This is a genomic window from Microbacterium hydrothermale (assembly GCF_004854025.1).
GTDB lineage: Bacteria > Actinomycetota > Actinomycetes > Actinomycetales > Microbacteriaceae > Microbacterium > Microbacterium hydrothermale.
The window spans coordinates 332,990-359,183 of sequence record NZ_STGM01000002.1 but is presented as its reverse complement, the minus strand read 5'-3'; the positions used below and the strand labels follow the sequence as shown (position 1 = coordinate 359,183).

25 protein-coding genes are annotated in these 26,194 nt (G+C 70.6%); 15 read left to right on the top strand and 10 right to left on the bottom strand.

The window, feature by feature from the left end; all coding sequences use genetic code 11:
* Positions 1-41 precede the first annotated feature (41 nt).
* From FB047_RS05330 to purS, 3 genes are read right to left on the bottom strand one after another with little or no spacing between them, the layout of a single operon-like run.
* Complete coding sequence (locus FB047_RS05330; RefSeq protein WP_136586158.1) at positions 42-755, bottom strand: GntR family transcriptional regulator; 714 nt, start codon at positions 753-755, stop codon at positions 42-44.
* A gap of 13 nt (positions 756-768) precedes the next feature.
* Complete coding sequence (gene purQ / locus FB047_RS05325; protein ID WP_136586157.1) at positions 769-1,476, bottom strand: phosphoribosylformylglycinamidine synthase subunit PurQ; 708 nt, start codon at positions 1,474-1,476, stop codon at positions 769-771.
* Entirely contained in the window at positions 1,473-1,724 is a 252-nt protein-coding gene (purS, locus tag FB047_RS05320) for a phosphoribosylformylglycinamidine synthase subunit PurS (protein WP_136586156.1), read from the bottom strand. Before purS ends, purQ begins: the two co-directional genes overlap by 4 nt.
* A gap of 270 nt (positions 1,725-1,994) precedes the next feature.
* On the opposite strand from purS, the gene FB047_RS05315 reads away from it, so the two are divergent.
* The 5 genes from FB047_RS05315 to FB047_RS05295 all read left to right on the top strand — a co-directional run bounded on the left by FB047_RS05315 (position 1,995) and on the right by FB047_RS05295 (position 7,894).
* The gene (locus FB047_RS05315) at positions 1,995-3,272 is read left to right on the top strand and encodes an ABC transporter substrate-binding protein (RefSeq protein WP_136586155.1); all 1,278 of its coding nucleotides are present in this window, start codon (positions 1,995-1,997) and stop codon (positions 3,270-3,272) included.
* A 99-nt stretch (positions 3,273-3,371) separates the two neighbouring features.
* Positions 3,372-4,460, top strand: a complete 1,089-nt coding sequence (locus tag FB047_RS05310; protein WP_136586154.1) for a carbohydrate ABC transporter permease — start codon at positions 3,372-3,374, stop codon at positions 4,458-4,460.
* Positions 4,457-5,362 carry a carbohydrate ABC transporter permease gene (locus tag FB047_RS05305; protein WP_136586153.1) on the top strand — a complete coding sequence of 302 codons (906 nt, stop codon included), beginning with the start codon at positions 4,457-4,459 and terminating at the stop codon, positions 5,360-5,362. The genes FB047_RS05310 and FB047_RS05305 overlap by 4 nt, the downstream gene beginning before the upstream one ends.
* Before the next feature lie 29 nt (positions 5,363-5,391).
* A complete protein-coding gene (locus FB047_RS05300) occupies positions 5,392-6,846 on the top strand; it encodes a glycoside hydrolase family 1 protein (protein ID WP_136586152.1) in 1,455 nt (484 codons plus the stop codon).
* A gap of 34 nt (positions 6,847-6,880) precedes the next feature.
* Positions 6,881-7,894: a LacI family DNA-binding transcriptional regulator gene (locus FB047_RS05295; RefSeq protein ID WP_205822668.1), complete on the top strand. Its 1,014-nt coding sequence runs from the start codon at positions 6,881-6,883 to the stop codon at positions 7,892-7,894.
* A gap of 25 nt (positions 7,895-7,919) precedes the next feature.
* Here FB047_RS05295 and nhaA read toward each other — a convergent pair whose 3' ends face one another.
* The 3 genes from nhaA to FB047_RS05280 form a co-directional block, all read right to left on the bottom strand.
* The gene (gene nhaA, locus FB047_RS05290; protein WP_136586151.1) at positions 7,920-9,251 is read right to left on the bottom strand and encodes a Na+/H+ antiporter NhaA; all 1,332 of its coding nucleotides are present in this window, start codon (positions 9,249-9,251) and stop codon (positions 7,920-7,922) included.
* Between the two features lie 217 nt (positions 9,252-9,468).
* A complete protein-coding gene (locus FB047_RS05285) occupies positions 9,469-10,806 on the bottom strand; it encodes a uracil-xanthine permease family protein (protein ID WP_136586150.1) in 1,338 nt (445 codons plus the stop codon).
* Between the two features lie 106 nt (positions 10,807-10,912).
* The gene (locus FB047_RS05280; RefSeq protein WP_136586149.1) at positions 10,913-11,845 is read right to left on the bottom strand and encodes a phosphoribosylaminoimidazolesuccinocarboxamide synthase; all 933 of its coding nucleotides are present in this window, start codon (positions 11,843-11,845) and stop codon (positions 10,913-10,915) included.
* Between the two features lie 110 nt (positions 11,846-11,955).
* On the opposite strand from FB047_RS05280, the gene FB047_RS05275 reads away from it, so the two are divergent.
* The 3 genes from FB047_RS05275 (at position 11,956) to FB047_RS05265 (ending at position 16,222) form a co-directional block, all read left to right on the top strand.
* Positions 11,956-13,728, top strand: coding sequence for a BCCT family transporter (locus FB047_RS05275; protein ID WP_136586148.1), 1,773 nt, complete (start codon positions 11,956-11,958; stop codon positions 13,726-13,728).
* A 293-nt stretch (positions 13,729-14,021) separates the two neighbouring features.
* A complete protein-coding gene (locus FB047_RS05270) occupies positions 14,022-14,642 on the top strand; it encodes a PadR family transcriptional regulator (RefSeq protein WP_136586147.1) in 621 nt (206 codons plus the stop codon).
* Positions 14,639-16,222 carry an MFS transporter gene (locus tag FB047_RS05265; protein ID WP_136586146.1) on the top strand — a complete coding sequence of 528 codons (1,584 nt, stop codon included), beginning with the start codon at positions 14,639-14,641 and terminating at the stop codon, positions 16,220-16,222. Before FB047_RS05270 ends, FB047_RS05265 begins: the two co-directional genes overlap by 4 nt.
* An 82-nt stretch (positions 16,223-16,304) precedes the next feature.
* On the opposite strand, the gene FB047_RS05260 is transcribed toward FB047_RS05265, so the two are convergent.
* From FB047_RS05260 to FB047_RS05250, 3 genes are all read right to left on the bottom strand, one after another.
* Positions 16,305-16,844, bottom strand: coding sequence for a DUF6611 family protein (locus FB047_RS05260; protein ID WP_136586145.1), 540 nt, complete (start codon positions 16,842-16,844; stop codon positions 16,305-16,307).
* Between the two features lie 107 nt (positions 16,845-16,951).
* Positions 16,952-17,194 (bottom strand): hypothetical protein, encoded by a 243-nt coding sequence (locus FB047_RS05255; RefSeq protein ID WP_136586144.1) that lies wholly within the window; start codon positions 17,192-17,194, stop codon positions 16,952-16,954.
* Positions 17,191-17,784, bottom strand: a complete 594-nt coding sequence (locus FB047_RS05250) for a class I SAM-dependent methyltransferase (protein WP_240752637.1) — start codon at positions 17,782-17,784, stop codon at positions 17,191-17,193. The genes FB047_RS05255 and FB047_RS05250 overlap by 4 nt, the downstream gene beginning before the upstream one ends.
* Before the next feature lie 30 nt (positions 17,785-17,814).
* Here FB047_RS05250 and FB047_RS05245 point away from each other — a divergent pair, with 30 nt between their 5' ends.
* Positions 17,815-18,183, top strand: coding sequence for a VOC family protein (locus FB047_RS05245; protein ID WP_136586143.1), 369 nt, complete (start codon positions 17,815-17,817; stop codon positions 18,181-18,183).
* Positions 18,184-18,223: 40 nt separating this feature from the next.
* Here FB047_RS05245 and FB047_RS05240 read toward each other — a convergent pair whose 3' ends face one another.
* Complete coding sequence (locus FB047_RS05240) at positions 18,224-19,186, bottom strand: LacI family DNA-binding transcriptional regulator (protein ID WP_136586142.1); 963 nt, start codon at positions 19,184-19,186, stop codon at positions 18,224-18,226.
* 88 nt (positions 19,187-19,274) lie between these two features.
* On the opposite strand from FB047_RS05240, the gene FB047_RS05235 reads away from it, so the two are divergent.
* The 6 genes from FB047_RS05235 (at position 19,275) to FB047_RS05210 (ending at position 26,171) form a co-directional block, all read left to right on the top strand.
* Positions 19,275-20,795: a mannitol dehydrogenase family protein gene (locus FB047_RS05235; RefSeq protein ID WP_136586141.1), complete on the top strand. Its 1,521-nt coding sequence runs from the start codon at positions 19,275-19,277 to the stop codon at positions 20,793-20,795.
* Between the two features lie 70 nt (positions 20,796-20,865).
* A complete protein-coding gene (locus FB047_RS05230; RefSeq protein ID WP_136586140.1) occupies positions 20,866-21,870 on the top strand; it encodes a zinc-binding dehydrogenase in 1,005 nt (334 codons plus the stop codon).
* A 40-nt stretch (positions 21,871-21,910) separates the two neighbouring features.
* Complete coding sequence (locus FB047_RS05225; protein ID WP_136586139.1) at positions 21,911-23,311, top strand: MFS transporter; 1,401 nt, start codon at positions 21,911-21,913, stop codon at positions 23,309-23,311.
* Between the two features lie 91 nt (positions 23,312-23,402).
* Positions 23,403-24,629, top strand: coding sequence for a D-mannonate dehydratase ManD (gene manD / locus FB047_RS05220; RefSeq protein WP_136586138.1), 1,227 nt, complete (start codon positions 23,403-23,405; stop codon positions 24,627-24,629).
* Positions 24,619-25,242, top strand: a complete 624-nt coding sequence (locus tag FB047_RS05215) for a bifunctional 4-hydroxy-2-oxoglutarate aldolase/2-dehydro-3-deoxy-phosphogluconate aldolase (RefSeq protein ID WP_136586137.1) — start codon at positions 24,619-24,621, stop codon at positions 25,240-25,242. The genes manD and FB047_RS05215 overlap by 11 nt, the downstream gene beginning before the upstream one ends.
* Positions 25,239-26,171, top strand: coding sequence for a sugar kinase (locus FB047_RS05210; RefSeq protein WP_136586136.1), 933 nt, complete (start codon positions 25,239-25,241; stop codon positions 26,169-26,171). Before FB047_RS05215 ends, FB047_RS05210 begins: the two co-directional genes overlap by 4 nt.
* The last annotated feature ends 23 nt before the right edge of the window (positions 26,172-26,194 follow it).

Here is a 26,194-nt window from a genome sequence, read left to right as displayed (position 1 = left end):
CGTTACGCCGCCGAAATCCACTCCGACCGGTCGCCCGCCGTTCAGGACCGCACGCGGCGGATCAGCGCGTTGCGCAGGCCCGGGGGAGCGGGCAGCTGCACCTCGCGCGACCAGTAGCCGATCGCGTCGTCGGCGCCGTACCCGCAGTAGGTCATCTCGATGACCGGCGTCGCGGCCTCGGCCGACAGCAGGGCCGCCCGCTCGGCATCCAACCCGGTCGCCTCGATCCACATCGTCTCCCAGGCGACCCGCACGCCGTTGGCGGCCTCGGCGAGGTCGAAGACAGGGCGGTGCGGGTCGAGCTCGACCTCGTGCACGAGGGGGACGAGGTCTTCGGCGAGGGCGTAGGGAGCGCCGTCGACCCGCCACATCTTCACCGTGCGCAGCACGCTCGTGCCGTCGGGCAGGTCGTCGAAGCGATGGATGCCGGGAACCAGGCTCGTTCGCTCCGAGCGGACCAGGTCGAGGGTCGCGTCGTAGCCCGCCGCGCGGATCGACAGCGAGTGGTCGAACTGCTGGTCGATGCGGCGGCCCACGCCCGGGAGGCGGCGGTTCGGAGACGTGCGCGCTCCCTGCGTGCGGTGCACGTACCCGCGCTCTTCGAGGCGGATCAGCGCCTCGCGCACTGAATTGCGGCTCGCGCCGGTGAGCTCGGCCAGGCGAGGCTCGGACGGCAGGGTGTCGGCATCCGCTCGCCAGAGGTGCAGGATGCGATCGATGAGCGCGTCCTGGTCGGGAGCGCGCTTCTCGGTCACGGAGGGCGCCGGGTCAGGCGGCGGCGTTCACCGCGGCGGCGATCGCCGACGTGAAGAAGCCGAGTCCGTCGACGCCCGAGCGCATGGCCGCCGCCGTGCCCGGACCGAAGCCCGGCTCGACCGCGTGCTCGGGGTGGGGCATGAGGCCCACGACGTTGCCGCGCTCGTTGGTGAGGCCGGCGATGTCGTCGAGCGAGCCGTTCGGGTTCACGCCCAGGTAGCGGAAGGCCACGAGGCCCTCGCCGTTCACGCGGGCCAGGGTCTCGGCGTCGGCGATGTAGCCGCCGTCGGCGTTCTTCAGCGGGATGACGATCTCGTCGCCCTCGGTGAAGTCGCTCGTCCAGGCGGTCGAGGCGTTCTCGACGCGCAGGCGCTGGTCGCGGCGGATGAACTGCTGGTGGGCGTTGCGGATCAGGCCGCCGGGCAGCAGGTGCGCCTCGACGAGCATCTGGAAGCCGTTGCAGATGCCGAGCACGGGCATGCCCTTGGCGGCGGCGTCCTTGACCTCGGCCATGATCGGCGCGAAGGCGGCGATCGCGCCGGCGCGGAGGTAGTCGCCGTAGCTGAATCCGCCGGGGAGCACGAGGGCGTCGACGCCCTGCAGGTCGTGCTCGCCGTGCCAGAGGGCCACGGGCTCTCCGCCGGCGAGGCGGATCGCGCGCTGCGCGTCGCGGTCGTCGAGGGAGCCGGGGAAGGTGATGACCCCGATGCGCGCGGTCACCGGTCGATGACCTCGATGTTGACGACGTCTTCGATGACGGCGTTCGAGAGCATCTCGTCGGCGAGCTCACGGGCCCGGGCGAGAGTGGCCTCGTCGACCTCGCCTTCGACGGTGAGCTCGAAGCGCTTGCCGATGCGGACGTCGGAGAAGCGGTTCTCGCCGAGCCGCGACAGGGCGCCGGCGACGGCCTTCCCCTGCGGGTCGAGAAGCTCGGCCTTGGGCATGACGTCGACGACGATGGTGGGCACTGCAGCTCCAGAAGTCGGGTGGCGTTGTGCGAGTCATCTTACGCGAGCGCCCGACGCGCCGTGGTGCGCGGGCGCGGCCGCCAGCGTGACGGGCGCGGCGGCCGAGGGTGCGCCTCGGCGGCGGGAGGCTGTCGGGTCTCGAGCGGGTAACGGTGTGGGAGCGCTCTCTTGACGTCGTGGGAGCGATCCCATACTGTCGACCTCGATCGGTGAGAGCGCTCCCACACCGGAGGCTCACGCCGTTCCGCACCCACCACAAAGGAGTGATCTGTGAACACCCATGCCCTGCGCCGGACCGCGCTCGTCGCCGCGGTCGCGTCCACCTCCGCCCTCGTCCTCGCCGGATGCTCCGGCGCCGGGGGCTCCGCCTCGGGCGGTTCCGACGGCGAGGTCACCCTGACCATCGCCACCTTCAACGACTTCGGCTACACCGACGCACTCCTGCAGGAGTACATGGACGCGCACCCGAACGTGAAGATCGTGCACAACAAGGCCGCGACCAGCAACGAAGCCCGCGAGAACTACTTCCAGAAGCTCGGCAAGACCGGCCTCGCCGACATCGAGGCGATCGAGGTCGACTGGCTGCCCGAGGTCATGGAGTACGCCGACCTGCTGGCCCCCGTGCCCGACGACCTGAAGAGCCGCTGGCTCGACTACAAGGTCGAGGCCGCGACCAGCTCCGACGGCAAGCTCGTCGGCTACGGCACCGACATCGGCCCCGAGGGCGTCTGCTACCGCTCCGACCTCTTCGCCGCGGCGGGACTCCCCACCGATCGCGCCGAGGTCGCCAAGATGCTCGAGGGCGACTGGTCGACGTACTTCGCCGCGGGTGACAAGTACGTCGCCGCGACCGGCAAGGCCTTCTTCGACTCCGCCGGCGGCACCTACCAGGGCGCGATCAACCAGGTCGAGGCCGCGTACGAGAACCCCGACGACGGCTCGATCACCGCCACGAGCAACCCCGACGTCAAGAAGATCTACGACCAGGTGCTCGCCGCCAGCGCCACCCAGTCCGCGCACCTGGGCCAGTGGTCCGACGACTGGTTCGCCGGTCTGTCGAACGGCGCCTTCGCCACGATGCTCTGCCCCGGCTGGATGCTCGGCGTCATCGAGGGCAACGCCCCCGAGGTCACGGGCTGGGACATCGCCAACGTCTTCCCCGGCGGCGCGGGCAACTGGGGCGGGTCGTACCTGACCGTCCCCGGCAACGGCAAGAACGTCGAGGCCGCCCAGGAGCTGGCCGACTGGCTGACCGACCCCGAGACCCAGGTCAAGGCGTTCGAGAACGCGGGAACCTTCCCGAGCCAGACCGACGCGCTCAAGGCCGACGCTCTCACCGGCAGCGTCAACGCGTACTTCAACGACGCCCCCGTCGGCGAGATGCTCTCGGAGCGCGCGCAGGCCGTGAAGGTCTCGCCCTTCAAGGGGCAGTTCTACTTCCAGATCAACGACGCGATGCAGAAGGCCCTGACCCGTGTCGAGGACGGCACGCAGAGCGCCGCCGACTCATGGAAGCAGTGGGCGACCGAGGTCGACGCCCTGTCCTGACCCCCGCCCTCCCCGCGTGAGGTGCCAAGAAACGTCGCTTCGCGGCGTCGCGAAGCGACAGTTTCTGGCACCTCACGCGTTCGGAAAAGGAGACGACCCGTGACAAGCACACTCGAGCGACCCACGCGGGGCGCGGCGCCGGAGGCGCGCGCCCGCGAACCGCGCCGACTCGGCTTCGGCCGGAGCCGCCGCAGCGCGTGGGACCTCAAGCTCTCGCCCTACCTCTACATCTCGCCGTTCTTCATCCTGTTCGCGATCACGGGGCTGTTCCCCATCGCGTACACGGCCGTCATCTCGTTCATGGACTGGGATCTCGTCCGCAACTCCGGCGAGTTCATCGGCTTCGACCAGTACGCGTGGGTGCTCTCGCAGCCCAAATTCTGGATCGCCCTGCGCAACACCTTCAGCATCTTCCTGCTCTCCAGCGTCCCGCAGCTGATCGTCGCGATCTTCATCGCCGCGATGCTCGACCAGAACATCCGCGCGAAGACGTTCTGGCGCATGAGCGTGCTCATCCCCTACGTCATGGCCCCCGTGGCCGTGGCCCTCATCTTCAGCAACATGTTCGGCGACCAGTACGGCGTCGTGAACACCACGCTGCAGAACCTGGGCCTGCCCGCCGTTCCGTGGCACTCCGACGCCTTCGCGAGCCACATCGCCATCGCGACGATGGTCAACTTCCGCTGGACCGGCTACAACACCCTCATCCTGCTCGCCGCGATGCAGGCGATCCCGCGCGAGTACTACGAGGCCGCGACGGTGGACGGCGCGGGCAAGATCCGCCAGTTCTTCTCGATCACGCTGCCGAGCCTGAAGCCGACGCTCATCTTCGTCATCATCACCGCGACGATCGGGGGCTTGCAGATCTTCGACGAGCCGCGCATGTACGACCAGTACGGCACCGGCGGCGCCGACAACCAGTGGCTGACGGTGACGCTCTGGCTCTACAACGTCGGCTGGGGCGAGTGGAACTTCGGCCGCGCCGCCGCCCTCGCGTGGATCCTCTTCCTGATCATCCTCGCCATCGGCGCGATCAACATGGTCGTCACGCGCTCGCTCGTGCGCGACGACGGCACCCGCGACCCCCGCACCCGCCGCGAGCGTCGCGCGCAGGCGCGGGCCGCGAAGGAACGAATGATGGCGGATGCCGCGCCTGCGGGCGTCCGCGGAGAGGAGACGGGTCGATGACCGCCGTCAACGCCGCCCCCGTCCCGATCGTGGAGCGCGACGCCCCCTCGCCCGCGCGCCGCCGCCCCCGCCCCGTGCGCGGATCGCGCCCCGGCTGGATCGTGTACGCCAGCCTCGGCGCGGTGCTGCTGGCCAGCGTGTTCCCCTTCTACTGGTCGTTGCTGATCGGTTCGGGCGACTCCTCGACCATCCGCGACGCGAACCGCTCCTGGATCCCCGGCGGCAACTTCTTCACCAACGCCGCCGCGGTGATCGGCGACCCGGCGGTGAACTTCTGGCCCGCGCTGCTCAACTCGATCATCAGCTCCGGCCTGATCGCGGCATCCGTCGTCTTCTTCTCCACCCTCGCGGGCTGGGCGTTCGCGAAGCTGCGCTTCCGCGGGGGCCCGTGGCTCCTGGTCTTCGTCGTCGGGACCATGGCGGTGCCGATGCAGCTGGGCGTGGTGCCGCTGTACATCCTGTTCAGCGAGCTCGGCTGGACCGGCCAGCTCGGCGCGATCATCATCCCCGCCCTCACGAGCGCCTTCGGGGTGTTCTGGATGACGCAGTACCTGCGCCAGGCCGTCCCCGACGAGCTCATCGAGGCCGCCCGCGTCGACGGGGCGAGTTCGTTCCGCACGTTCCTCACGGTCGGCGCGCCGGCCGCGCGCCCCGCGGCGGCGATGCTCGGCCTGTTCACCTTCGTCAGCGCGTGGAACAACTTCTTCTGGCCGTTCATCGTGCTCGACCGGCAGAACCCGACCCTGCCGGTGGCGCTGTCGCTGCTGCAGTCGAACTACTTCGTCGACTACTCCATCGTGCTCGCCGGGGTGCTGCTGTCGACGATCCCGCTGCTGCTGCTGTTCGTCTTCGCGGGCAAGCAGTTGGTCAGTGGCATCATGCAAGGGGCGGTCAAGGGATGACCCTCGCGCCCACGGAAGGAACCCGATCCATGTCCACCACCCGCTCGTTCCCCGACGGCTTCCTCTTCGGCGCGGCGACCGCGGCCTACCAGATCGAGGGAGCGGCCTTCGAAGACGGCCGCACCGCGTCGATCTGGGACGCGTTCAGCCGCGTGCCGGACGCCGTCATCAACGCCGACAACGGCGACGTGGCCTGCGACCACTACCACCGCTACGCGGGCGACGTGCAGCTGATGAAGCAGCTCGGCCTGCAGACGTACCGCTTCTCGACCTCGTGGTCGCGCGTGCGTCCCGACGGCGGAGCGCTGAACGCGAAGGGCGTCGATTTCTACAAGCGTCTCGTCGACGAGCTGCTGGATGCCGGCATCCTGCCCTGGCTGACCCTGTACCACTGGGACCTCCCGCAGGCTCTGCAGGATCGCGGCGGGTGGACCGTGCGCGAGACCAGCGACCGTTTCACCGAGTACGCGCTCGACATGCACGACGCCCTCGGCGACCGCGTCGACGTGTGGACGACGCTGAACGAGCCGTGGTGCTCGTCGTTCCTGAGCTACACCGCGGGCGCCCACGCCCCCGGCCACTACTCGCAGGCCGAGGGCATGCTCGCGGCGCACCACCTGCTGCTCGGTCACGGCCAGACCGTGCGGGAGCTGCGGGCGCGCGACTCCGCGCTCAACCTCGGCATCACCCTGAACCTCACGGTCGCCGAGGCCGTCGACCCCTCCGCTCCGGCGGACCTCGACGCCGCGCGCCGCGTGGACGGGCAGTTCAACCGGTGGTTCCTCGACCCGATCTTCCGCGGGACCTACCCCGCCGACATCATCAAGGACTTCCGCGACACCGACGCCGAGGCGGTCGCGCGCTGGCAGGATGCCGTGCACCCGGGCGACCTCGAGATCATCTCGACCCCGATCGACTCGCTGGGCGTGAACTACTACCACGGCGAGTTCGTCGGCGGGACGCCGCCCGAGGTGGATCCCCCCGCGGGCGACGCCCCCACCACGCGACCGATCGGCGTGCCCTTCCCGGCGCACGAGAAGCTGTACTGGCACGACCGGGGCCTGCCGCGCACCAACATGGGCTGGGAGGTGCAGCCCGAGGGGCTGACGCGCCTGCTCGAGCGGGTGAGCGAGGAGTACTCGTCGGAGGCCGGCGTCGCGTTGTACGTCACCGAGAACGGTGCGGCGTACGACGACGAGGTCGTCGTCGAGGCGGGCGAGACCCGGGTGCACGACACGGCGCGCGTCGAGTTCGTCGAGGCGCACCTCGGTGCGGTCCTCGACGCCGCCGAGCTCGGCGTCGACGTGCGCGGGTACTTCTACTGGTCGCTCATGGACAACTTCGAGTGGGCCTGGGGGTACGCGAAGCGGTTCGGGATCGTGCACGTCGATTACCAGACGCAGGAGCGCACCCTCAAGGACTCGGGCCGGCAGTACGCTCGCATCATCGCCGAACGCGCCCTGGCCACCGCACCCGCGGTTTAGAGCGCGTCCGCGGGTTTCGCCAGGAGGCAGGGTTATGGAGATCGCACCCGTGCGCGGTACCGCCACGATCGAAGAGGTCGCGGCCCGAGCGGGGGTCTCCCGCTCGACGGTCTCCCGTGTCGTGAACGGGTCCACGGCGGTCTCGCCCTCGGCCCTCGAGGCGGTGCGCCGCGCGATCGACGAACTGCAGTACGTTCCCAATCGCGCGGCGCGCTCGCTCGCGAGCCGTCAGACCCGGGCGATCGCCCTGGTCATCCCCGAGCAGACCGACCGCTTCTTCGGCGACCCGTTCTTCGCCTCGATCGTCGCCGGCATCGGCGAGGTCATCGGCGAGAGCGACTACATCATGAACATGCTGATCGCCAGCGACGACGCCAGCGCCAAGGCCCTCGGCTATCTGCGCGGCGGCAGCGTCGACGGGGCGATCGTGGCCTCGCACCACACCAGCGACACGTTCCTCGACCGCGTGGCGGACGTGGTGCCCGTGGTCTACGGCGGCCGCCCCGCGCGCGTGCGCGCCGACGACTACTACGTCGACGTCGACAACGTCGAGGGGGGCCGGGTCGCCACCGCCTACCTGCTGGCGCGCGGACACCGCCGCATCGCCACGATCTCGGGCCCCACCGACATGCCCGCCGGCATCGACCGCCTGCAGGGCTTCCGCGACGCGATGGCCGACGCGGGTCTCGAGCCGGTGGCCGTCGAGAACGGCGACTTCACCGAGATGGGCGGGGCGCTGGCGATGACCCGCGTCCTCGCCTCGGGGGAGCGTCCCGACGCGATCTTCGTCGCGAGCGACCTCATGGCGCGCGGCGCGTACACGGTGCTGCGCGAGAAGGGCCTCGAGCCGGGGCGCGACATCGCGGTGATGGGCTTCGACGACTCCGCGGTGTCCACGGCCCTCAGCCCCGCCCTGACCACGGTGCGCCAGCCCTCGCTCACGCAGGGTCGGCACATGGCATCCGTGCTCCTCGACATCCTCGCCGGGCGCCCGGCGGCGCACGCCACGATCCTGCCGACCGAGGTCATCGAGCGCGGATCGGCCTGATCGGGTCCTCGGCGTCGCCGCGCGCTCAGCGTCCCTCGGGGTGCGGCTGCTGGTACACGTCCGGGATGTCGTCGCCGTCGGCATCCACCTCTTCGGCGAGGGCCAGCTGCTTGTAGCGGCGGTTGCGCACGAGCAGCACGGCCGAGGCGAGGACGGATGCCAGCAGCGACGCCGCCATGATCGCGATCTTCGCGTCGTCGGTGTGCGGGGAACCGTCCGGGAAGCTGAGCTCGGCGATCAGCAGCGAGACCGTGAAGCCGATGCCCGCGAGCAGTCCCACCCCGGCGAGATCGACCCACGTCAGGGCGGGATCGAGCCGCACCTTCGTCACGAGGGTGAGGACGCGCACCCCGAGCAGGATGCCGAGCGGCTTGCCGAGCACCAGACCGGAGACGACGCCGATGGTCACGGGGTCCATCAGCGCACGCGCGATGCCCTCGCCGCCGCCGACCGCGACACCCGCCGCGAAGAACGCGAAGATCGGCACCGCGATGCCGCTGGAGAGCGGACGGAAGCGGTGCTCGAACTGCTCGGCGAGGTCCATGCCGTGGTGCTCGGGTTGCCGCTTCGACGCCGCGACCGGGATGGTGAAGGCCAGCGCCACACCGGCGATCGTGGCGTGCACGCCCGAGGCGTGCAGGAACGCCCACGCGGCGAAGCCGATCGGCAGCAGCACGACCCACGCGCCCCACGCGTGGCGCGAGAACCAGGCGCGGGCGCGGTGCGCGATCACGCCGTATACGACGACGAGGACCGCGAACACGGCGAGCGGCACGAGCGAGATGTCGCTGGTGTAGAAGATCGCGATGATCGCGATCGCGATGAGGTCGTCGACCACGGCGAGGGTCAGCAGGAAGATGCGCAGCGGACCGGGCAGGTGCGAGCCGACGAGGGCGAGCACGGCGACGGCGAACGCGATGTCGGTCGCGGTCGGGATCGCCCATCCGGCGAGAAGGCTCGGCTGCGTGTGCACGATCGCGACGTAGATGAGCGCGGGCACGGCGACACCGGCGAAGGCCGCGGTCACCGGGACGATCGCGGTCTGGAAGCGGCGCAGGCTCCCCACGACGATCTCACGCTTGAGTTCGAGGCCGACCATGAAGAAGAAGACGGCCAGCAGGCCGTCGGCCGCCCACGATCCGACGCTCAACTCGAGGTGCCACGGCTCGTATCCGAAGCGGAAGTCGCGCAGCGCGAAGTAGGCGTCGGACGCGGGGGAGTTCGCCCAGATGATCGCGATGATCGCGGCGACCACGAGCAGCATCCCGCCGACGGATTCGCGGCGCAGCAGCGTGGTGACGCGGTGGACTTCGCGGTAGCCGGGCCAGCTCGGCGCGCGCGTGTGGGTCTCGGTCATGAAGAGTGTCCCTTCCGGGGTCGATCGACAGATCGTCGACCAGACTTCCCGACACGCCGCTCCCCATTCTACCGGCGAGGCGAGCGGACACCGCGCCCGCCCGGAACGCGCGCGAGATCACACGAACGGCTCGAGCGCACACGCTCCGCGGCCTGCGGAACGGGTGCGCTCGAGCCGATCGTGTGATCTCGGCACCGGATGCCGCGACCCCGGCGACTCAGCTCGGGTCGCCGCCCAGCGGGCCCACCGCGGGGATCGGACCGCCGTCGTCGGCGCCGGTCCTGCGGGCGCGGGCGATCGCGTTGCCCAGGTGGTAGATGACCAGGGCGGCGACGGAGCCGAGCACGATCGCGCCGAGCTGGAAGTCTCCCCACTGCATCGTGAAACCGGCGATCGCGAGCACGAGCGCCACGGCTCCCGTGTACTGGTTGACGGGGCGCGAGAAGTCGACGCGGTTGTCGACCCAGATCTTGATGCCGATGATGCCGATCAGGCCGTACAGCGCGGTGGTCACGCCGCCGAGCACCCCCGGCGGAATGGTGTTGAACACCGCGCCGACCTTGGGCGAGAGGCTCAGCACGATCGCGGTGAGACCGGCGATCCAGTACACCGCGGTCGAGTACACGCGGGTCGCGGCCATCACGCCGATGTTCTCGCCGTAGGTCGTCGTGCCCGAACCGCCGAACGTACCGGCGAGCGTGGTGGCGACGCCGTCGGCGATCAGCGCGCGTCCGGTGGAGCGGTTGGCCGTGGCATCCGTCATCGCCGCCACGCCGCGCACGTGACCGACGTTCTCGGCCACGAGCACCAGGACGACGGGGAGGAACATCGCGATGACCGACCACGTCGCGGGGGAGGCGAAGTCGGCGATCTGGAAGGTGGGGAGGCCCACCCAGGGGGCCTGCTCCACGACCGAGAAGTCGATGAGGACCTCACCCGTCGTCAGCTGGATGATCACCGTCGCGACGTATCCCACGATCACGCCGAGGAAGATCGAGATGCGCCCGAGGAATCCGCGGAACAGCACGCTGAAGAGGATCACCGCGGCCAGCGTGATGGTGCCGGGCAGCGGCTGCAGCTGGAAGTTCGACCACGCCACGGGGGCGAGGTTGAACCCGATCAGGGCGACGATCGCTCCCGCGACGACGGGAGGCATGACCTTGTCGACCCAGCCGAGCCCGGCGAACTGCACGATGAAGCCGACCGCCATGAGGAGCACGCCGACGGCGACGATGCCCGCGAGGGCCGAGCCCGTTCCGGCGGTGGTGGTCGCGGCGGTGATCGGGGCGATGAACGCGAACGACGACCCGAGGTAGCTGGGGAGGCGGTTCTTCGTGACGAGCAGGAACAGCAGGGTGCCCACACCGGAGAACAGCAGCGTCGTCGACACCGGGAATCCGGTCAGCACCGGCACGAGGAAGGTCGCGCCGAACATCGCGATGACGTGCTGCAGGCCGATCGCGATCGTCGCGCCCCAGTTCAGACGCTCGCCCGGGGCGACGACCGCGCCCGGTGCGACGGTGCGCCCATCTCCGTGCAGCTTCCAGCGGAACATGTGTCTCCTTGGGGTGGGGGATGCCGAGGTCACACCCTCGGCTCGAGATCACACGGCTCCGCGGGGCGCGGGTGTGCGATCTCGAGCCGAACGTGTGTTCTCGTGGTCAGGATGCCGTGAGCAGGCGCAGCAGGGTCGCGTAGCGCTCGCGCGTGCGGTCGACGATCTCGGCGGGGAGGGCGGGGGGCTCGCCCTGCTTGTCCCAGTGCGCGGCGAGCCAGTCGCGGACGATCTGCTTGTCGAAGCTCGCCATGCGCTCGGCGGGGGTGGTGCCGGTGCGCCAGGCCTCGGCATCCCAGTAGCGGGACGAGTCGGAGGTCAGCACCTCGTCGGCCAGGGTCAGCGCGCCGTCGGCGTCGAAGCCGAACTCGAACTTCGTGTCGGCGAGGATCAGGCCGTGCGCCTCGGCGATCGCGGAGGCGCGGCGGTAGATCTCGAGCGACAGGTCGCGCAGCGCCCCCGCGGTGTCGGCGCCGACGAGCTCGACGGAGCGCTCGAACGTGATGTTCTCGTCGTGCTCGCCCATCGGGGCCTTCCAGGCCGGCGTGTACAGCGGTTCGGGAAGGCGGTCGCCGTCGTTGAGGCCCTCGGGGAGAGGGATGCCGCAGACCGTGCCCTGCGCGCGGTATTCGGCCCATCCCGAGCCGGTGAGGTAGCCGCGGACGACGCACTCGATCGGCTGCATGTCGAGCGAACGGACGAGCATCGCGCGCCCCCGCACGGCATCCGGGATGAGGCTCACCGTGTCATCGCCCTCGAGGCGGTGATCGGGGACGAGGTGGTTCGGGATCGACGACCCGCCGTCGGCGCCGGCGAGCTGATCGAACCACCACAGGCTCAGGGTCGTCAGCAGTTCCCCCTTGTCGGGGATGCCGGGTTCGAGCACGTGGTCGAAGGCGCTCACCCGGTCGCTCGCGACGACGAGGAGGTGCGCGGGAGCGGCGTCGGGGGCCGTCTCGGCGGGCACGTAGAGATCGCGCACCTTGCCGGAGTAGACGTGGCGCCAGCCGGCGAGCTCGAGGGGAGGGGCGGAGGTCACCCGCTCATTATTGCGGGTGTGCGCGGAACGCACCCGTGCGGATTGTTCCACACCGGCGCGCGCGGCGCCTGCCCCCGCGGCGGCGGGAGGCCCCTGGCTAGCCTGGAAAGATGACCGATGCAGCCTCCGACAACGCGGTGTCCGTCGACCCTCACCTGGGGAGCAGTCACAAGACGATCCGCGGGTGGGTGTTCTGGCCCGCCGCGGCCATCGCCTTGGCGTTCATCGCGTTCGCGCTGTTCTTCCCGGCAGCGGCGGAGGCCACCTTCACCAGCGTCCAGACCGCGATCGTCTCGACCTTCAACTGGTACTACGTGCTCATCGCGGCCTTCTTCGTGGTGTTCGCCCTGGCGATGGGCTTCAGCCGCTTCGGCAACATCAAGCTGGGTCAGGACGACGACGAGCCCGAGTTCTCGACCATGTCGTGGTTCGCGCTGCTCTTCGCCGCCGGCATGGGGATCGGCCTCGTCTTCTACGGCGTGAGCGAGCCGCTCACCCACTTCGTCTCGCCGCGGCCCGGGGTGACCGGCACGCCCGCGCAGCTCGCGCAGCAGGCGATGTCGCAGACGTTCCTGCACTGGGGCGTGCACGCGTGGTCGATCTACGTCGTGCTGGGCCTCGCCCTGGCCTACGCCTTCCACCGTCGTCGCCGCCCCCGCACGATCCGCTGGGCCCTGGAGCCGATCCTCGGTGCGCGTCTCGTGCAGGGCGGCTGGGGCAACGCGATCGACGTGGCGGCCCTCGTCGGCACGCTGTTCGGCGTGGCGACGTCGCTCGGCCTCGGCGTCATCCAGATCAGCGCGGGCCTGGACTTCCTCGGAGTCGTGCCGACGACGATCGTCAGCCAGGCCGTGATCATCGGCATCATCACGGGGCTGGTGCTCTTCTCTGTGCTCTCCGGTGTCGGCAAGGGCATGAAGTGGCTCTCGAACATCAACCTCGTCCTCGCCGGCGTCCTGATGCTCTTCCTCCTCTTCGTCGGCCCCACCGAGTTCCTCCTGCGCGACGTCGTGCAGTCGATCGGCAACTACATCCAGAGCTTCGTCGGCCTCTCCTTCACCGTCAGCGCCTACGCGGGTGACGACGGCGTCGCCTGGCAGGGCGCGTGGACGGCCTTCTACTGGGGCTGGTGGATCTCGTGGGCCCCCTTCGTCGGCATCTTCATCGCGCGCATCTCGCGCGGTCGCACCGTGCGCGAGTTCGTCGTCGGCGTGATCCTGGTGCCCACGCTCGTCGGCATCCTGTGGTTCACGGTCCTCGGCGGGACCGCGATCTACGGGGAGCTGACCGGTACGGCCTCCTACACGGGGGCGGACGGATCGGTCGACGTCTCGACGGCGCTGTTCCAGATGCTCGAGGGCATCCCGGGCTCGGTGGTGCTCATCGTGGGCTTCCTGATCCTCATCGCGGTGTTCTTCGTGACCTCGGCCGACTCCGGCGCGCTCGTGATGAGCATGATCGCGACCGGCGGCGAAGAGGAGCCGAAGAACTGGGTGCGCGTCTTCTTCGCCCTCGCCACCGCCGTGATCGCTTTCGCGCTGCTCATCGCGGGTGGTCTCACCGCCCTGCAGACGGCCGCGATCAGTATCGCGCTGCCCTTCAGCGTCGTGCTGCTCGCGATCTGCTGGGCGACGGTCGTGGCGTTCCGCCGCGAGATGAAGGCGTACGACAAGGCGGAGCGCGCGCAGCTGCGCGACTCGATCGGACAGCACTACGGCCTCGAGGTGGAAGAGCCCAACCAGCGCGGCATCTTCGGCTTCGTGGCCCCCTGGCGCCGCCCGCGGGTCGGCACGCCCGCGGCCGCACCCGCGGACACGCGCGCCGGGTCACCGGCCGCCGCCCCGTCGGACCACGAGGTGACGACGCCGCCGAGCGCGACGTAGTCCCGGCTTCCGACGACCCCCGCGTGCCCGTGCGCGCGGGGGTCGTCGTGTGCGCGGCGCGCCCGCCGCCGAGCCCTGGCCCGCCCCAGGACGCACGGCACCCCGTCCCGCGGGCCCGGCGCAAGCCCCCCGTCCGCGCCCTCCGCCGCGCGTTGACTGTCCCCGCTGCGTCGTCGCGCGCGCGGCGCCGTCCGGACACTCGACGTTCATCTCCCGCACTCGCGTGGCCGGCCGAAGCAGCGTATAGTCCATGTGGACTAGTCGAAACGGACCATCGATCGGAGGGGAACGGGATGCCGGATGTCACGCGCCTCACGCCGGTCGCGGTCATGATCCTCGCCACCCTCCGCGAGGGCGACATGCACACCTACGAGCTCGTGCGCCTGCTGCGCGAGCGAAAGGACGACCGCCTCGTCCCCCTGCAGAAGGGGACGATCTATCACACGGTCGCGCGACTCGAGCGCGACGGCCTGCTCGCCGAGGTGGGCGTCGATCGCGACGGCAACCGCCCCGAACGCACCACCTACACCCTCCTCGAGGCCGGTCGCCGCGCCGTCGAGGAGTGGGTGCGCACCGAACTCCCGCAAATCGAGCGACCCACCGACTTCCGGGTCGCGCTCGCCGAAGCGCACAACCTCGAGCGCGACGACGTGGTCGCTCTGCTCGATCGACGCCGTGCCCTGCTCGTCGCCTCGATGGACGAGCATCGCACCGGCCTGGACGGAGCCGCCCACCGCGGTGTCCCCGCCCAGTTCATGGTCGAGGTGCAGCGTCAGGCTGTGCTGCTCGACGCCGAACTCGCGTGGCAGGACGCCCTGCGCGCGCGCCTCGCCGACGGCTCCCTCGCCTGGGGCCCCGACGAGATCCCGGAACACTTCACGAAAGCACGCGTCTCGAAGGAGACAACCCCATGACCGACTCCCGCGCCGCTTCCACGGCATCCGCATCCCCTTCGACCGGGTCTCTTCGCACCGGTTCGTTCAAGACCCCGGCGAAGAGCCCGTGGCCGGCCCTCTGGGCCCTGGTCATCGGCTTCTTCATGATCCTGGTCGACACCACGATCGTCTCGGTCGCCAACCCCGCGATCAAGGCGGCCCTCGACCCGAACACGAACAACCTCGACAACGTCGTGTGGGTCACCAGCGCCTACCTGCTCACCTACGCGGTTCCGCTGCTGATCACCGGCCGCCTCGGCGACCGCTTCGGCCCGAAGAACATCTACCTCACGGGTCTCGCGATCTTCACGCTCGCCTCCCTCGCGTGCGGTCTCGCGCCCTCTCTCGAGGTGCTGATCGCCGCCCGTGCCGTGCAGGGCCTCGGCGCCGCGCTGATGACGCCGCAGACGATGGCCGTCATCACCCGCACCTTCCCGCCGCAGAACCGCGGCGCGGCCATGGGTCTGTGGGGAGCGACCGCCGGCGTCGCGACGCTCGTCGGCCCCCTCGCCGGTGGTCTGCTCGTCGACGGCCTCGGCTGGGAGTGGATCTTCTTCATCAACATCCCCGTCGGCATCATCGGCTTCGTCGCCGCGGTGATCCTCGTGCCCCAGCTGCCCCGGACGGCGCACAAGTTCGACATCCTGGGCGTCGTCCTCAGCGCGATCGGCCTGTTCCTCATCGTCTTCGGACTCCAGGAGGGCGAGCACTACGCGTGGGCCGCGTGGATCTGGGCGATGGTCGTCGCCGGTGTCGTCGTGATGGGCGTCTTCATCTGGACGCAGGGACGCAGCACGGGGGAACCCCTCGTCCCGCTCGACCTCTTCAAGGACCGCAACTTCTCGGTCGCCAACTTCGCGATCGCGGCCGTCGGCTTCACCGTGACGAGCATGGCGCTGCCGCAGATGTTCTACCTGCAGCTCGCCCGCGGCCTCACGCCCACCGAGTCGGCGCTGCTGCTCGTCCCTCTCGCGATCCTCTCGGGCGTCCTCGCCCCGTTCGCCGGCAAGCTGCTCGACCGCACGGATCCCCGCTTCCTGCTGGTCCCCGGTCTGCTGCTGGTGGGCGGCTCGCTCGGCATCTACGTCGCGCTGATCCTCAACGACGCGCCGATCTGGATGTTCCTCATCCCCTCGGCGCTGATGGGCGTCGGGAACGCGGGCATGTGGGGTCCTCTCGCCACCACCGCCACGCGCAACCTCCCCCCGCGTCAGGCGGGGGCCGGCGCCGGCATCTACAACACCACCCGCACCGTCGGATCGGTCATCGGTTCGGCATCCATCGCCGCCTTCATGCAGGCGCGTCTCGAGGCGAACCTGCCGGGGGCAGCGGATGCCGGGGCGAGCTTCGGCGGCGGTGCGTTGCCGCCGCAGGTGGTCGGCGGGTTCTCGCAGGCCATGGGGCAGTCGCTCGTGCTGCCGATCGTCGTGATCGGAGTGGGCCTGATCGTGGTGCTGTTCATGCGGCGTCCGTCGATGATCCGCCCGCACGGTGCACCGCGCGACGCGGGCGCGGCCCAGAAGGCCGCGCAGGCCGCCCCGGCTGCCGCGGGGGAGTAACGCAGGATCACGGATGCCGTCACCTGAGCGGGTGGCGGCATCCGGCGTTCGTGGGTCGCCCGTCGGCTCGCGACCGGCATCGTCAGCCGTGGAGGAGCCGGTCCCCGACCTCCCCGCGACGGCGCGCGGCGCCCTCGGAGTCGGCGCCCCCCATCTCCGCGTACACGCTGATCCAGACCGGTCGCAGGATCGCATCCCGCTCGGGCGTCCGCTTCCCGCTGCTCGCCGCCATCAGGCGCCTCGCCCGCTCCCGAAGGGGGGAGTCGTCCAGCGCCCAGGATCCTGCGCTGCCGATCCGCCACTCCTCGCGGATCTCACGCGTGAAAGCGCGACTGCTCCACGCCAGCCAGAGCCAGGGTGCGATCCACGCGACGAAGCCGGCCGCGACGCCGACCTCCACCGAGGCGATCCGGTGAGTCGCGACGGACACGGCGATGCCGAGGAAGAAGCCCACGACGGGCCAGATCGCGGTGAGGCTCCACCGCAGGCGGTCGTCGGCCCTCGCGTCGGGCGGCAGCACCCGAAGGTGCTCGACGGTCAGACCGTGCGCGCTGAAGCGCCGCTCGTACGACCCCCACTCGCCGCTCGAGAGGGAGGGAGAAGCGTTGTCGGAGAACTGCACGTCGTCATCGTGGTCTCGCTTCCCCCGCGGTTCGGTTTTCCTCGCGGAAGCCATACGCCCTCGGATTCACGGGGACGGCGTCGTCCGTCGCCCCGTGAGGATGACGCTCAGTTGTAGCCGAGGATCACCCCGGACTCGTTCTCGGCCTCGACGGGGCGGACGGGGGAGAGGTCGCAAAGGTCGGTCTCGATCACGTCTTCATGCTCTCCACCGCCCGCCGTCGGACGGCGGGTCCTGACGGTTCGCATACGGATGAGGCGGTCGCGCTCCCGCCACGCCGCGACCTGGAAGCGGGCGATGGCGGCGGCGTCAGCCGGTCCGGCGCGCACGATGACGACACCTGCGCTCACGCGCGTCGCTCGGCGATCAGGGTGCCGACCGGCCGAGCGTCCCGCGTCGCGCGCGTGTGCGTCTCGACGACGTCGAAGCCCGCGGCATCCGCCCTCTCCGACAGGTCGTCGACCGGCCACCGCCACGCGCGCGTGACGGCGTGATCGAAGGGTTCGAGCACCCTCCCGACGAAGAAGCCGAGAAGCAGACCCCCGCCGGGACGGATCGTGCGTGCGAACTCGCGCAGGGGCGTCGAGACGGCGTCGGGCGCGTGGTGGATCGTCGAGAACCACGACAGGATGCCGCCGAGCCCGCCGTCGGCCTCCTCGAGCTCGTCGATGGTGCCGACGTCGAAACGGATGCCGCGGTGAGCTGCTCGCGCGTGCTCCACGAAGCGCGGCGCGAGGTCGACGCCGCGCACGTCGAGGCCCGAGCCGGCGAGATGCGCCGTCCAGTGGCCGGGACCGCAGCCGGCGTCGAGCACCGGGCCCGTGAGCCCCGCGGCCCACGCGTCGACGATCGCGCGGTCGACCGGGTGCACGGCATCCATCGTTCCGAGCGCCGCGATGTACTCGTCGGCTCGTGCGTCGTAGGCGGGGGAAGGGGACACCGACCGAGGCTACGCGCTCAGAATGGGCCCATGCAGGTTCGCTTCGCACGTCACACCGATCGCCTCCCCGAGATCGTGCGCTTCTATCGCGACGACCTGGGCCTGCCCGTGCGGGGGGAGTTCCGCGATCACGCGGGGTACGACGGGGTCTTCTTCGATCTCCCCGGAACGGGGGCGCACCTCGAGTTCACGTCGGGCGGCGGTCAGGCCGCTCCGACGCCCGACCCGGAATCCCTGCTCGTGCTGTACCTCGACGACGCCGAGCTGCAGTGCACCGCGGCTCGTCTCGCGGGCCGCGAGACCACGCCGGCGAACCCGTACTGGCAGCACAACGCCTCGGCGTTCCTCGACCCGGACGGGTTCCAGGTGCTGCTCGTGCGGGAAGGGGCGTCGAGGTGAAAGTGCGGGAGGTCGGTGTCGCTCCGCGAACGCCTCGCCGTCAGTCCCGGGGCGGGGCGGTCGATCCGCGGACGATCAGCTCCGAGGGGAGCACCGCGATCTCGTGGGGCGCCGTGCTGCCCATCGATTGCAGCAGCAGCTCCACCGCCAGGGCGCCCGACCGGGCGATCGGCATCCGGACCGTGGTCAGGCTCGGGGTCACGGCGCCGGCGAGTTCGATGTCGTCGATTCCGACGATGCTCACGTCGTCGGGACAGACCCGCCCGAGCTCGCCCATACCGGCCTCCAGGCCGAGGGCGACGAGGTCGTTGTAGGCGATCACGGCGGTGGCACCGCTGGCGATGGCCGCGGCGGCGCTCGCGCGACCGCCCTGGATGGACGCGGCGTGATTGCTCAGACGGGTGAGGCGGATGCCGAATTGCTCGCAGGCCCGGGCGACGGTGCGGGCGCGCTGGTCATCGGCCCATGAGCCGTGCGGGCCCGAGGCGTAGGCGAGGTGCGCGTGGCCGAGGGCGGCGAGGTGCTCGACCGCCTGGCTAGGGCCCCGCTCGGCGTCCATGATCACGCAGACGGCGCCGGGGATGAGGCGGTTGATCACGACGTGCGGGGTGTCGCCGATCAGGGCGAGCACATCGTCCTCGGGGAGACGAGGGGAGCACAACAGCAGGCCATCCGCCTTGCCTGCGAGTTCGATGGACTCGCGCTCACGGCGCAGGTCCTCGTCCGCGTCGTAGAGCACGATCCGGTGGCGCCCGTGCCACGCCTGCCCCTGGATGGCCTTGAGGAGGGTCGCATAGACGGGGTTGGCGGCATCCGGGACGAGGACGGCGATCGTGCGCGCCCCCGTCGGCACCTGTGACGCTGCATAGCCGAGTTCGGCCGCGGCGACGCGCACCCGCTCGAGCGTCGCCGGAGCGAGGCGGTCGGGCTCGCCGAAGGCACGCGAGGCTGTGGCGATCGAGACCCCGGCGTGCCGGGCCACGTCGGTGAGAGTGGCCGCCATTCGTGCTCCTTCGTGCAGTCGTTCCATCTTCGTGCATACCGAACTGAAAACAATTGACAAGTTTGTACAAACACATCACACTGCTTGTATGCCGATCACCGACGATCCCTCCAGACCGACCGCTCGCCTGCGTCGCACCCTGTCGTCGGTCGCCCTTCCCCCGGTCCCGGGCGCCGCCGGCATCCTGCACCTCGGCCTCGGCAGCTTCCACCGGGCCCATCAGGCGGTCTACACCGCGGCCGCTCTTCGCGCCGAGGGCGGGGACTGGGGCATCGTCGGCGTGGCCTCCCGGTCGCACCGGGTCGTGGATGCGCTGCACGCCCAGGATCACCTCTACGCCGTCGCGACAATCTCGCCCGGGGGGACGACGCTCGACATCCCCGGGGTCCACACCGACTCCTATGTCGCCGCCGATGACCCGGCCCGGGTCGTGGCCGATCTCGCCGCCCCCTCGACGCGCGTCGTCACACTTACCGTCACCGAGAACGGGTACAGCTACTCGTCGGCGACGCAGCACCTCGATGTGACCGACCCGCGGGTGCTGGCCGACCTCCGCGGCGGGGCGCCGACCTCGACCATCGGTCAGCTCGCCCGGGGTCTGCAGGCGCGGGCCGCCGCCGGCGGTGCGCCCCTCTCGATCCTCAGCTGCGACAACCTCCAGTCGAACGGCACGCACACCGAGAAGCTCGTCCGTGAGTTCCTCCACGAGCTCGCGGATGCCGAGGGCGCCGACGCCCTGTCCTACCTCGACCGCGCTGTGACCTTCCCCTCGAGCATGGTCGACCGCATCGTCCCCTCGACCACTGCGGCGCTGGCCGACCGCGTCGCCGGACTCCTCGGTGTACGCGATGAGATCCCCGTCCCGGCCGAGCCCTTCACCATGTGGGCCATCGAGGACCGCTTCGCCGGGGGCCGTCCCGCCTGGGAGGCTGGTGGCGCCGTATTCACCGACGAGGTCGGGGCCTACGAGCAGCTCAAGGTCCGCCTGCTCAACGGCACGCACTCGCTCATCGCCTACCTCGGCGCGCTGCGGGGGGTCCCGACGATCCCGGATGCCATCGCCCTGGCCGACATCGAAGCCGCGGCCGCGGCGGTCCTGCGCGGCGAGTACGAGCCATCGGTCACCGCCCCGGCCGGTGTGGACATCGAGCAGTACGAGCGTGAGCTGTTCGCTCGGTGGGGGAACAGCGCGCTGGGGCACCGCACCAGTCAGGTCGGCTCCGACGGATCGGCGAAGCTCGGGCAGCGCATCCCGGGGCCGATCGCCCACGCCCTCGACCGCGGCGAGTTCCCGCACCTCATCGCGCTCACGGTCGCCGCCTACCTCGCCTGCATCGCCCCGCCGGCCGGATTCGACCCCGGCCCGTACGCCGAGGCCATGACCGACCCCGCTCGCGAACGGCTCACCGCGGTCCCGACGCGCGGCGGGCGCGACCTCGCCCATCGCGCCGTCGTCGGCCTGCGGCTGTTCGGCGACGACGTCGCCCATCGGACGGCCTTCGTCGACCGGGTCGGCGACCTCGTCGACCTCATCGTGCAGCGCGGCGTCGAGAGCGCGATCGCCGACAGCCTCGCGGCGGCCGGCAGCCTTGCGCACCCCGCGACCTGACCCCTGGGCGCCCCCGAACGGCTCCACCACCCGACGCATTCAAAACGCAGAACGACAGGAGAGAGACGCGATGAAGCTCCTCGCGATCCACGGCGCCGAAGACATCCGCTGGGAAGACCGCCCGACCCCCGAGCCGGGCGAGGGCGAGGTACGCCTGCGCGTGCGCTACGTCGGCATCTGCGGGTCCGACCTGCACTACTTCTTCCACTTTAAGAACGGCGAGTACGCCGTCCGTGAGCCCCTGACCCCGGGCCACGAGCTTTCCGCCGAGGTCGACCTCGACCCCTCCGGGCGTCTCGCACCGGGCACTCCGGTCACGGTCCACCCCGCCCGCTTCGGCCCCTCCGTCGCGGGTCTCGAGGACCGCCCGCACCTCCGCGCCGGAGGCGACTACCTGGGCAGCGCCGCGGGCTTCCCGCACCGTCAGGGCGGGGCCGCCGAGATGCTCGTCGTCGAGGAGCATATGATCCGCGTCCTCCCCGCGGGGCTCTCCCTCGAGCGCGCTGCCCTCGCCGAGCCCCTCGCCGTCGCGATCCACGCCGCGGGCCTCGCGGGAGACCTGCGCGGCACACGCGCCCTGGTCATCGGCGCCGGCCCCATCGGCCTGCTCGTCGTCGCCGCGGCCGTGCACGCGGGTGCCGCGGTTGTGGGCGCCAGCGACGTCCGGCCCGAGCCGCTCGATCGGGCGCGCGCTCTCGGCACGACCGAGACCTTCCTCGTCGGCACCGACGCCATCGACCCCGAGTCCTTCGACGTCGTGTTCGAGTGCTCCGGCGTGGGCGTCGCGCTCACGCAGGCCGTCCGCGCCGCGCGCCGCGCCGGCACGATCGTGCAGGTCGGCATGCTCCCCGACGCCGAGATCGGCGTGAACCTCGCCCCGATGCTCGCCAAGGAGCTCACGGTGCGGGGAGCGTTCCGGTTCTCGACCGAGATCGACGACGCGATCGCCCTCCTGGCCTCGACCGCCGCGCTCGACGCGGTCCTCTCGCACGTCATCCCCGCGACCGACGCGGTCGCCGCGTTCGCCACGGCGCGCGACTCCTCGGCATCCGCCAAGGTCCTGCTTTCCCTCTGATCCGCCTCACCGAACGTCATCACTACGAAGGAGTAATCCGATGAGCAGCTCTTCCGCCCCCGGCGTCGACGCGTCGTCGTCGACGCCCGTCGCCAAGAGGTCGGTCGGCGACCTCGCCCGCGCCGCCGTCTCGGGTTGGCTCGGCACCGCGCTGGAATTCATGGACTTCCAGCTCTATTCGCTTGCCGCCGCCCTCGTCTTCAGCCAGATCTTCTTCGCCGGAGGGGATGCAGCGATGGCGGTCGTCCTCGCGATGGCGACCTATGGCGTGGGCTACGTCGCCCGCCCGGTCGGCGCGTTCTTCTTCGCCCGCATCGGCGACAAGATCGGCCGCAAGCAGGTGCTGTTCTACACGATCCTGCTCATGGGGGCCGCGACGACCCTGATCGGCGTCCTGCCGACGTACGAGCAGGTAGGCATCCTCGCCCCGATCCTCCTCGTGATCCTCCGCTTGGCCCAGGGCTTCGGCGCGGGCGCCGAGATCTCGGGCGCCGGTGTGATGCTGGCCGAGTACGCCCCTGACAACCGTCGCGGCATCGTCGCCTCGCTCGTCGCCCTCGGCACCAACTGCGGCACGCTCTTCGCCTCGGGCATCTGGGCGATCCTGCTCGCCGTGATGATGGAGAGCGACGTCATCGCGTGGGGCTGGCGCATCCCCTTCATCGGCAGCGCCGTCATCATGCTCTTCGCCCTCTGGGTGCGCTTCAACCTCAAGGAGAGCCCCGTCTTCGAGGAGCGCACCGACGTCGTCGACGGCAAGGCGCTCTCGCGCGCCGAGCTGCAGAAGGTCGCCACCGAGACCAACGACATCCGCACGCTCGAGTCGCTGCAGAAGAAGCCCCTCAAGGCCGTGCTCGTGTCGTTCTTCCTGCGCTTCGGCCAGGCGGGCAACTCCGGCATCGTGCAGACCTACCTCATCTCGTTCATCACGATCACCCTCGCCATCTCGAAGGAGGTCGGTCCCGAGATCGTCATCGTCTCGTCGCTGATCGGCTTCGTCACCATCCCCGTGGTCGGCTTCCTCGGTGACAGATTCGGCCGCCGCCGCATGTACATCGTCATGTCGGCGCTGTCGCTGCTGCTCATCGTCCCGACGCTGCTGCTGATCAACTCCCGCGAGGTGGGTGCGATCTTCGTCGGATACGCGCTGATCCACAACATCTCGGTGCTGGGTCTGGCATCCATGGAGAACATCTCGATCCCCGAGATCTTCGGCGCCCGCAACCGCTACACCCTAACCGCCGTCGTCCGCGAGGTCGCCGCGATCATCGCCACCGGTGTCGGCCCGGTCGTCGCCGCTGCCTGGGTGGCCGCCGCGACCGGCAGCATCGTCCCGATCATGGTGCTCATGGGCGTGTTCACCGCGTCGGCGCTGGTCGCCGCGATCGTCGCCCCCGAGTGGACCGGTCGCGACCTGACCGACCCGCGCGCCGCGATGTGACCCGCGGGGCCGATGCCCCGCACCCCGGGCGGGCTCGTGACGGCGAGCCCGCCCGGCATCCTTCTTCCCACCTCCTCGAGAAAGTCCCCGCATGAGCATCGAGTCCGTCGACGTCATCGTCACCAGCCCCGGTCGCAACTTCGTCACCCTCAAGGTCACCACCAGCGACGGTGTCGTCGGATGGGGGGATGCCACCCTCAACGGTCGCGAGCTGTCGGTGGCGTCGTACCTTTCCGACCACCTCGCCTCGATGCTCATCGGCCGGGACGAGGACCGCATCGAGGACACCTGGCAGTACCTCTACCGCGGGGCGTACTGGCGCCGCGGCCCGGTGACCATGGCCGCGATCGCCGCGGTCGACATGGCGCTGTGGGACATCAAGGCCAAGAAGGCCGGGATGCCGCTGTACCAGCTGCTCGGGGGCGCGAGCCGCGACGGCGTGCGCGTCTACGCCCACGCCTCGGGCACCGACTTCGCCGCGCTCTCGAACGCGATTACCGGCTACCGCGAGCTCGGGTTCACCGCCGTGCGCGTGCAGACCGGGGTTCCCGGCCTCGGGCAGATCTACGGCGTCTCGTCGACCGGGCCCGGCGTGCGCTACGACTACGAGCCGGCCAAGCGCTCGGGCGACCGCCCGTCCGAGGAGACGTGGGACACCCGTCAGTACCTCAACCACATGCCCGGCGTGTTCGCGAAGATCCGCGAGGAGTTCGGCACCGACCTGCGGATCCTCCACGACGGTCACCACCGCATGTCGCCGATCGAGGCCGCCCGCTTCGCGAAGGACATCGAGCCCTACGACCTCTTCTGGCTCGAGGACGCCACCCCCGGCGAGGACCAGACGGCGCTGCGTCTCATCCGCCAGCACTCGACGACTCCGCTCGCGATCGGGGAGATCTTCAACACCGTGTATGACTACCAGACGCTCATCACCGAGCGTCTGATCGACTACGTGCGCTCGGCCGTCACCCACACGGGCGGCATCACCGCGATGAAGAAGCTGCTCGACTTCGCCGCGATCTACGGCATCCGCTCCGGCATCCACGGGCCCACCGACATCTCGCCGGTCGGCATGGCCGCGGCCCTGCACCTGGATCTGGCGATCCACAACTTCGGCATCCAGGAGTACATGCCGCACAACGAGCAGACGCTCGAGGTCTTCCGGACGAGCTTCAGGTTCGACCGGGGCTTCCTGCACCCCGGTGATCAGCCGGGTCTCGGTGTCGAGCTCGATGAAGAGGCCGCGGGGGCTTTCGAGTACACGAAGGCGTACCTGCCCGTGAACCGCCTGCTCGACGGGACCGTACATGACTGGTGAGCTTCCCTCCCGCACGCTCGCGTCGAGACTCGTCGTCGTCGCCCGGGCGTCCGCCGCGTCGGATTACGCGCCGGTGCTCACCGCCCTGGCCGGGGCGGGCGTGCAGAGCGTCGAACTGACGCTTACGACGCCGGGCACCTTCGACGCCTTCGCCGACCTGCGCTCGTCGTTCGACGGCGACCTCGGCATCGGCACGGTCACGAACCTCGACCAGCTCGAGCGCGCGATCGAGGTGGGCGCGGACTACGTCGTGACACCCCTCACCTCGACGGCCCTCGTCGCGCGCGCGGTGGCCGCGGGCATGCCGATCGTCCCGGGTGGCCTCACCCCTACCGAGCTGTTCGCCTCGTGGTCGGCGGGCGCCTCGGCGGTGAAGGTCTTCCCGGCCGGACAGGTCGGCCCCGGGTACCTGAAGGACCTGCGCGGACCGTTCCCCGACATCGCCGTCGTCCCCTCGGGAGGGGTGGATGCCGCCGGCGCGGCCGCGTGGCTCGCGGCGGGCGCCGTAGCGGTCAGCGTAGGTGGGCCGCTGCTCGGCGACGCGTTCCGGGGCGGCGACCTCGGCGCGCTCCGCGATCGGGCGACGCAGTTCGTGGAGGTGTGTGCGTCGTGACGCGCGTCGTCACCCTCGGCGAGACCATGGCTCTCGCCCGCACGACCGAGATCGGCTCGCTGCGGCACGCGTCGGGGCTCGCGCTCGGCATCGGCGGAGCGGAGAGCAACGTCGCTGTGGGGCTGCGGCGCCTCGGCGTCGATGCGTCGTGGCTCGGCCGCGTCGGTGACGACCCCTTGGGCGAGCGGATCGCGCGCGAGCTCCGCGGGGAGGGCGTCGACGTCCACGCCCTCGTCGATGCCGGAGCCCCCACGGGCCTGATGATCAAGGAGCGTCCGTCCGCGGCATCCACCGCCGTCCATTACTACCGCCGCGGCTCGGCGGGGTCGCGGGTGAGCGAGGCCGATGTGCCCGACGGGTGGGTCGAGGAGGCGGCGCTGCTGCACGTCACGGGCATCACGCCCCTGCTGTCCGACACCGCCCGCGCCACCGTGCTCGCGGTCGTCGAGCGGGCCCATGACGCGGGCGTGCCGGTGAGCTTCGACATCAACTACCGTTCGGCGCTCGCCGCTCCCGAGGTCGCGGGACCGATCCTGCGCGAGATCGCGGAGCGCGCGACCCTCGTCTTCGGTGGCGTCGAGGAATTCGAGCTGCTGGGACCGGATGCCGTGACCTCGCTCCTCGCGGTGGGCGTCGCACACGTGATCGTCAAACGCGGGCCCGAGGGCGCCGCCGTCTTCACGCCCGACGGCATGACCGAGGCGCTCGGCTTCGTGATCGAATCCCTCGACACGGTGGGGGCGGGCGACGCGTTCGTCGCCGGCTACCTCAGTGCCTGGCTCGAGGACCTGTCGGCCGCGGACGCCCTGGTCCGGGGCAATGCCTGCGGGGCGGTGGCCTGTCTCGTGCCCGGCGACTGGGAGGCGGCCCCGACGCGGCGCGACCTCGAACGCTTCCTCGCCGGCGGCGGCGACCCGGTGCGTCGCTGACGCCCGGCGGCGCTGCGGGGTGC

Bases quoted from the DNA above. Each gene is read 5' to 3' on its own strand.
- FB047_RS05215 (WP_136586137.1), top strand. From the start codon at position 24,619: ATGACTGGTGAGCTTCCCTCCCGCACGCTCGCGTCGAGACTCGTCGTC.
- FB047_RS05295 (WP_205822668.1), top strand. From the start codon at position 6,881: ATGGAGATCGCACCCGTGCGCGGTACCGCCACGATCGAAGAGGTCGCG.
- FB047_RS05300 (WP_136586152.1), top strand. From the start codon at position 5,392: ATGTCCACCACCCGCTCGTTCCCCGACGGCTTCCTCTTCGGCGCGGCG.
- FB047_RS05285 (WP_136586150.1), bottom strand. From the start codon at position 10,806: ATGTTCCGCTGGAAGCTGCACGGAGATGGGCGCACCGTCGCACCGGGC.
- FB047_RS05230 (WP_136586140.1), top strand. From the start codon at position 20,866: ATGAAGCTCCTCGCGATCCACGGCGCCGAAGACATCCGCTGGGAAGAC.
- nhaA (WP_136586151.1), bottom strand. From the start codon at position 9,251: ATGACCGAGACCCACACGCGCGCGCCGAGCTGGCCCGGCTACCGCGAA.
- FB047_RS05305 (WP_136586153.1), top strand. From the start codon at position 4,457: ATGACCGCCGTCAACGCCGCCCCCGTCCCGATCGTGGAGCGCGACGCC.
- FB047_RS05245 (WP_136586143.1), top strand. From the start codon at position 17,815: ATGCAGGTTCGCTTCGCACGTCACACCGATCGCCTCCCCGAGATCGTG.
- FB047_RS05265 (WP_136586146.1), top strand. From the start codon at position 14,639: ATGACCGACTCCCGCGCCGCTTCCACGGCATCCGCATCCCCTTCGACC.
- FB047_RS05235 (WP_136586141.1), top strand. From the start codon at position 19,275: ATGCCGATCACCGACGATCCCTCCAGACCGACCGCTCGCCTGCGTCGC.
- FB047_RS05240 (WP_136586142.1), bottom strand. From the start codon at position 19,186: ATGGCGGCCACTCTCACCGACGTGGCCCGGCACGCCGGGGTCTCGATC.
- manD (WP_136586138.1), top strand. From the start codon at position 23,403: ATGAGCATCGAGTCCGTCGACGTCATCGTCACCAGCCCCGGTCGCAAC.
- FB047_RS05270 (WP_136586147.1), top strand. From the start codon at position 14,022: ATGCCGGATGTCACGCGCCTCACGCCGGTCGCGGTCATGATCCTCGCC.
- FB047_RS05275 (WP_136586148.1), top strand. From the start codon at position 11,956: ATGACCGATGCAGCCTCCGACAACGCGGTGTCCGTCGACCCTCACCTG.
- FB047_RS05225 (WP_136586139.1), top strand. From the start codon at position 21,911: ATGAGCAGCTCTTCCGCCCCCGGCGTCGACGCGTCGTCGTCGACGCCC.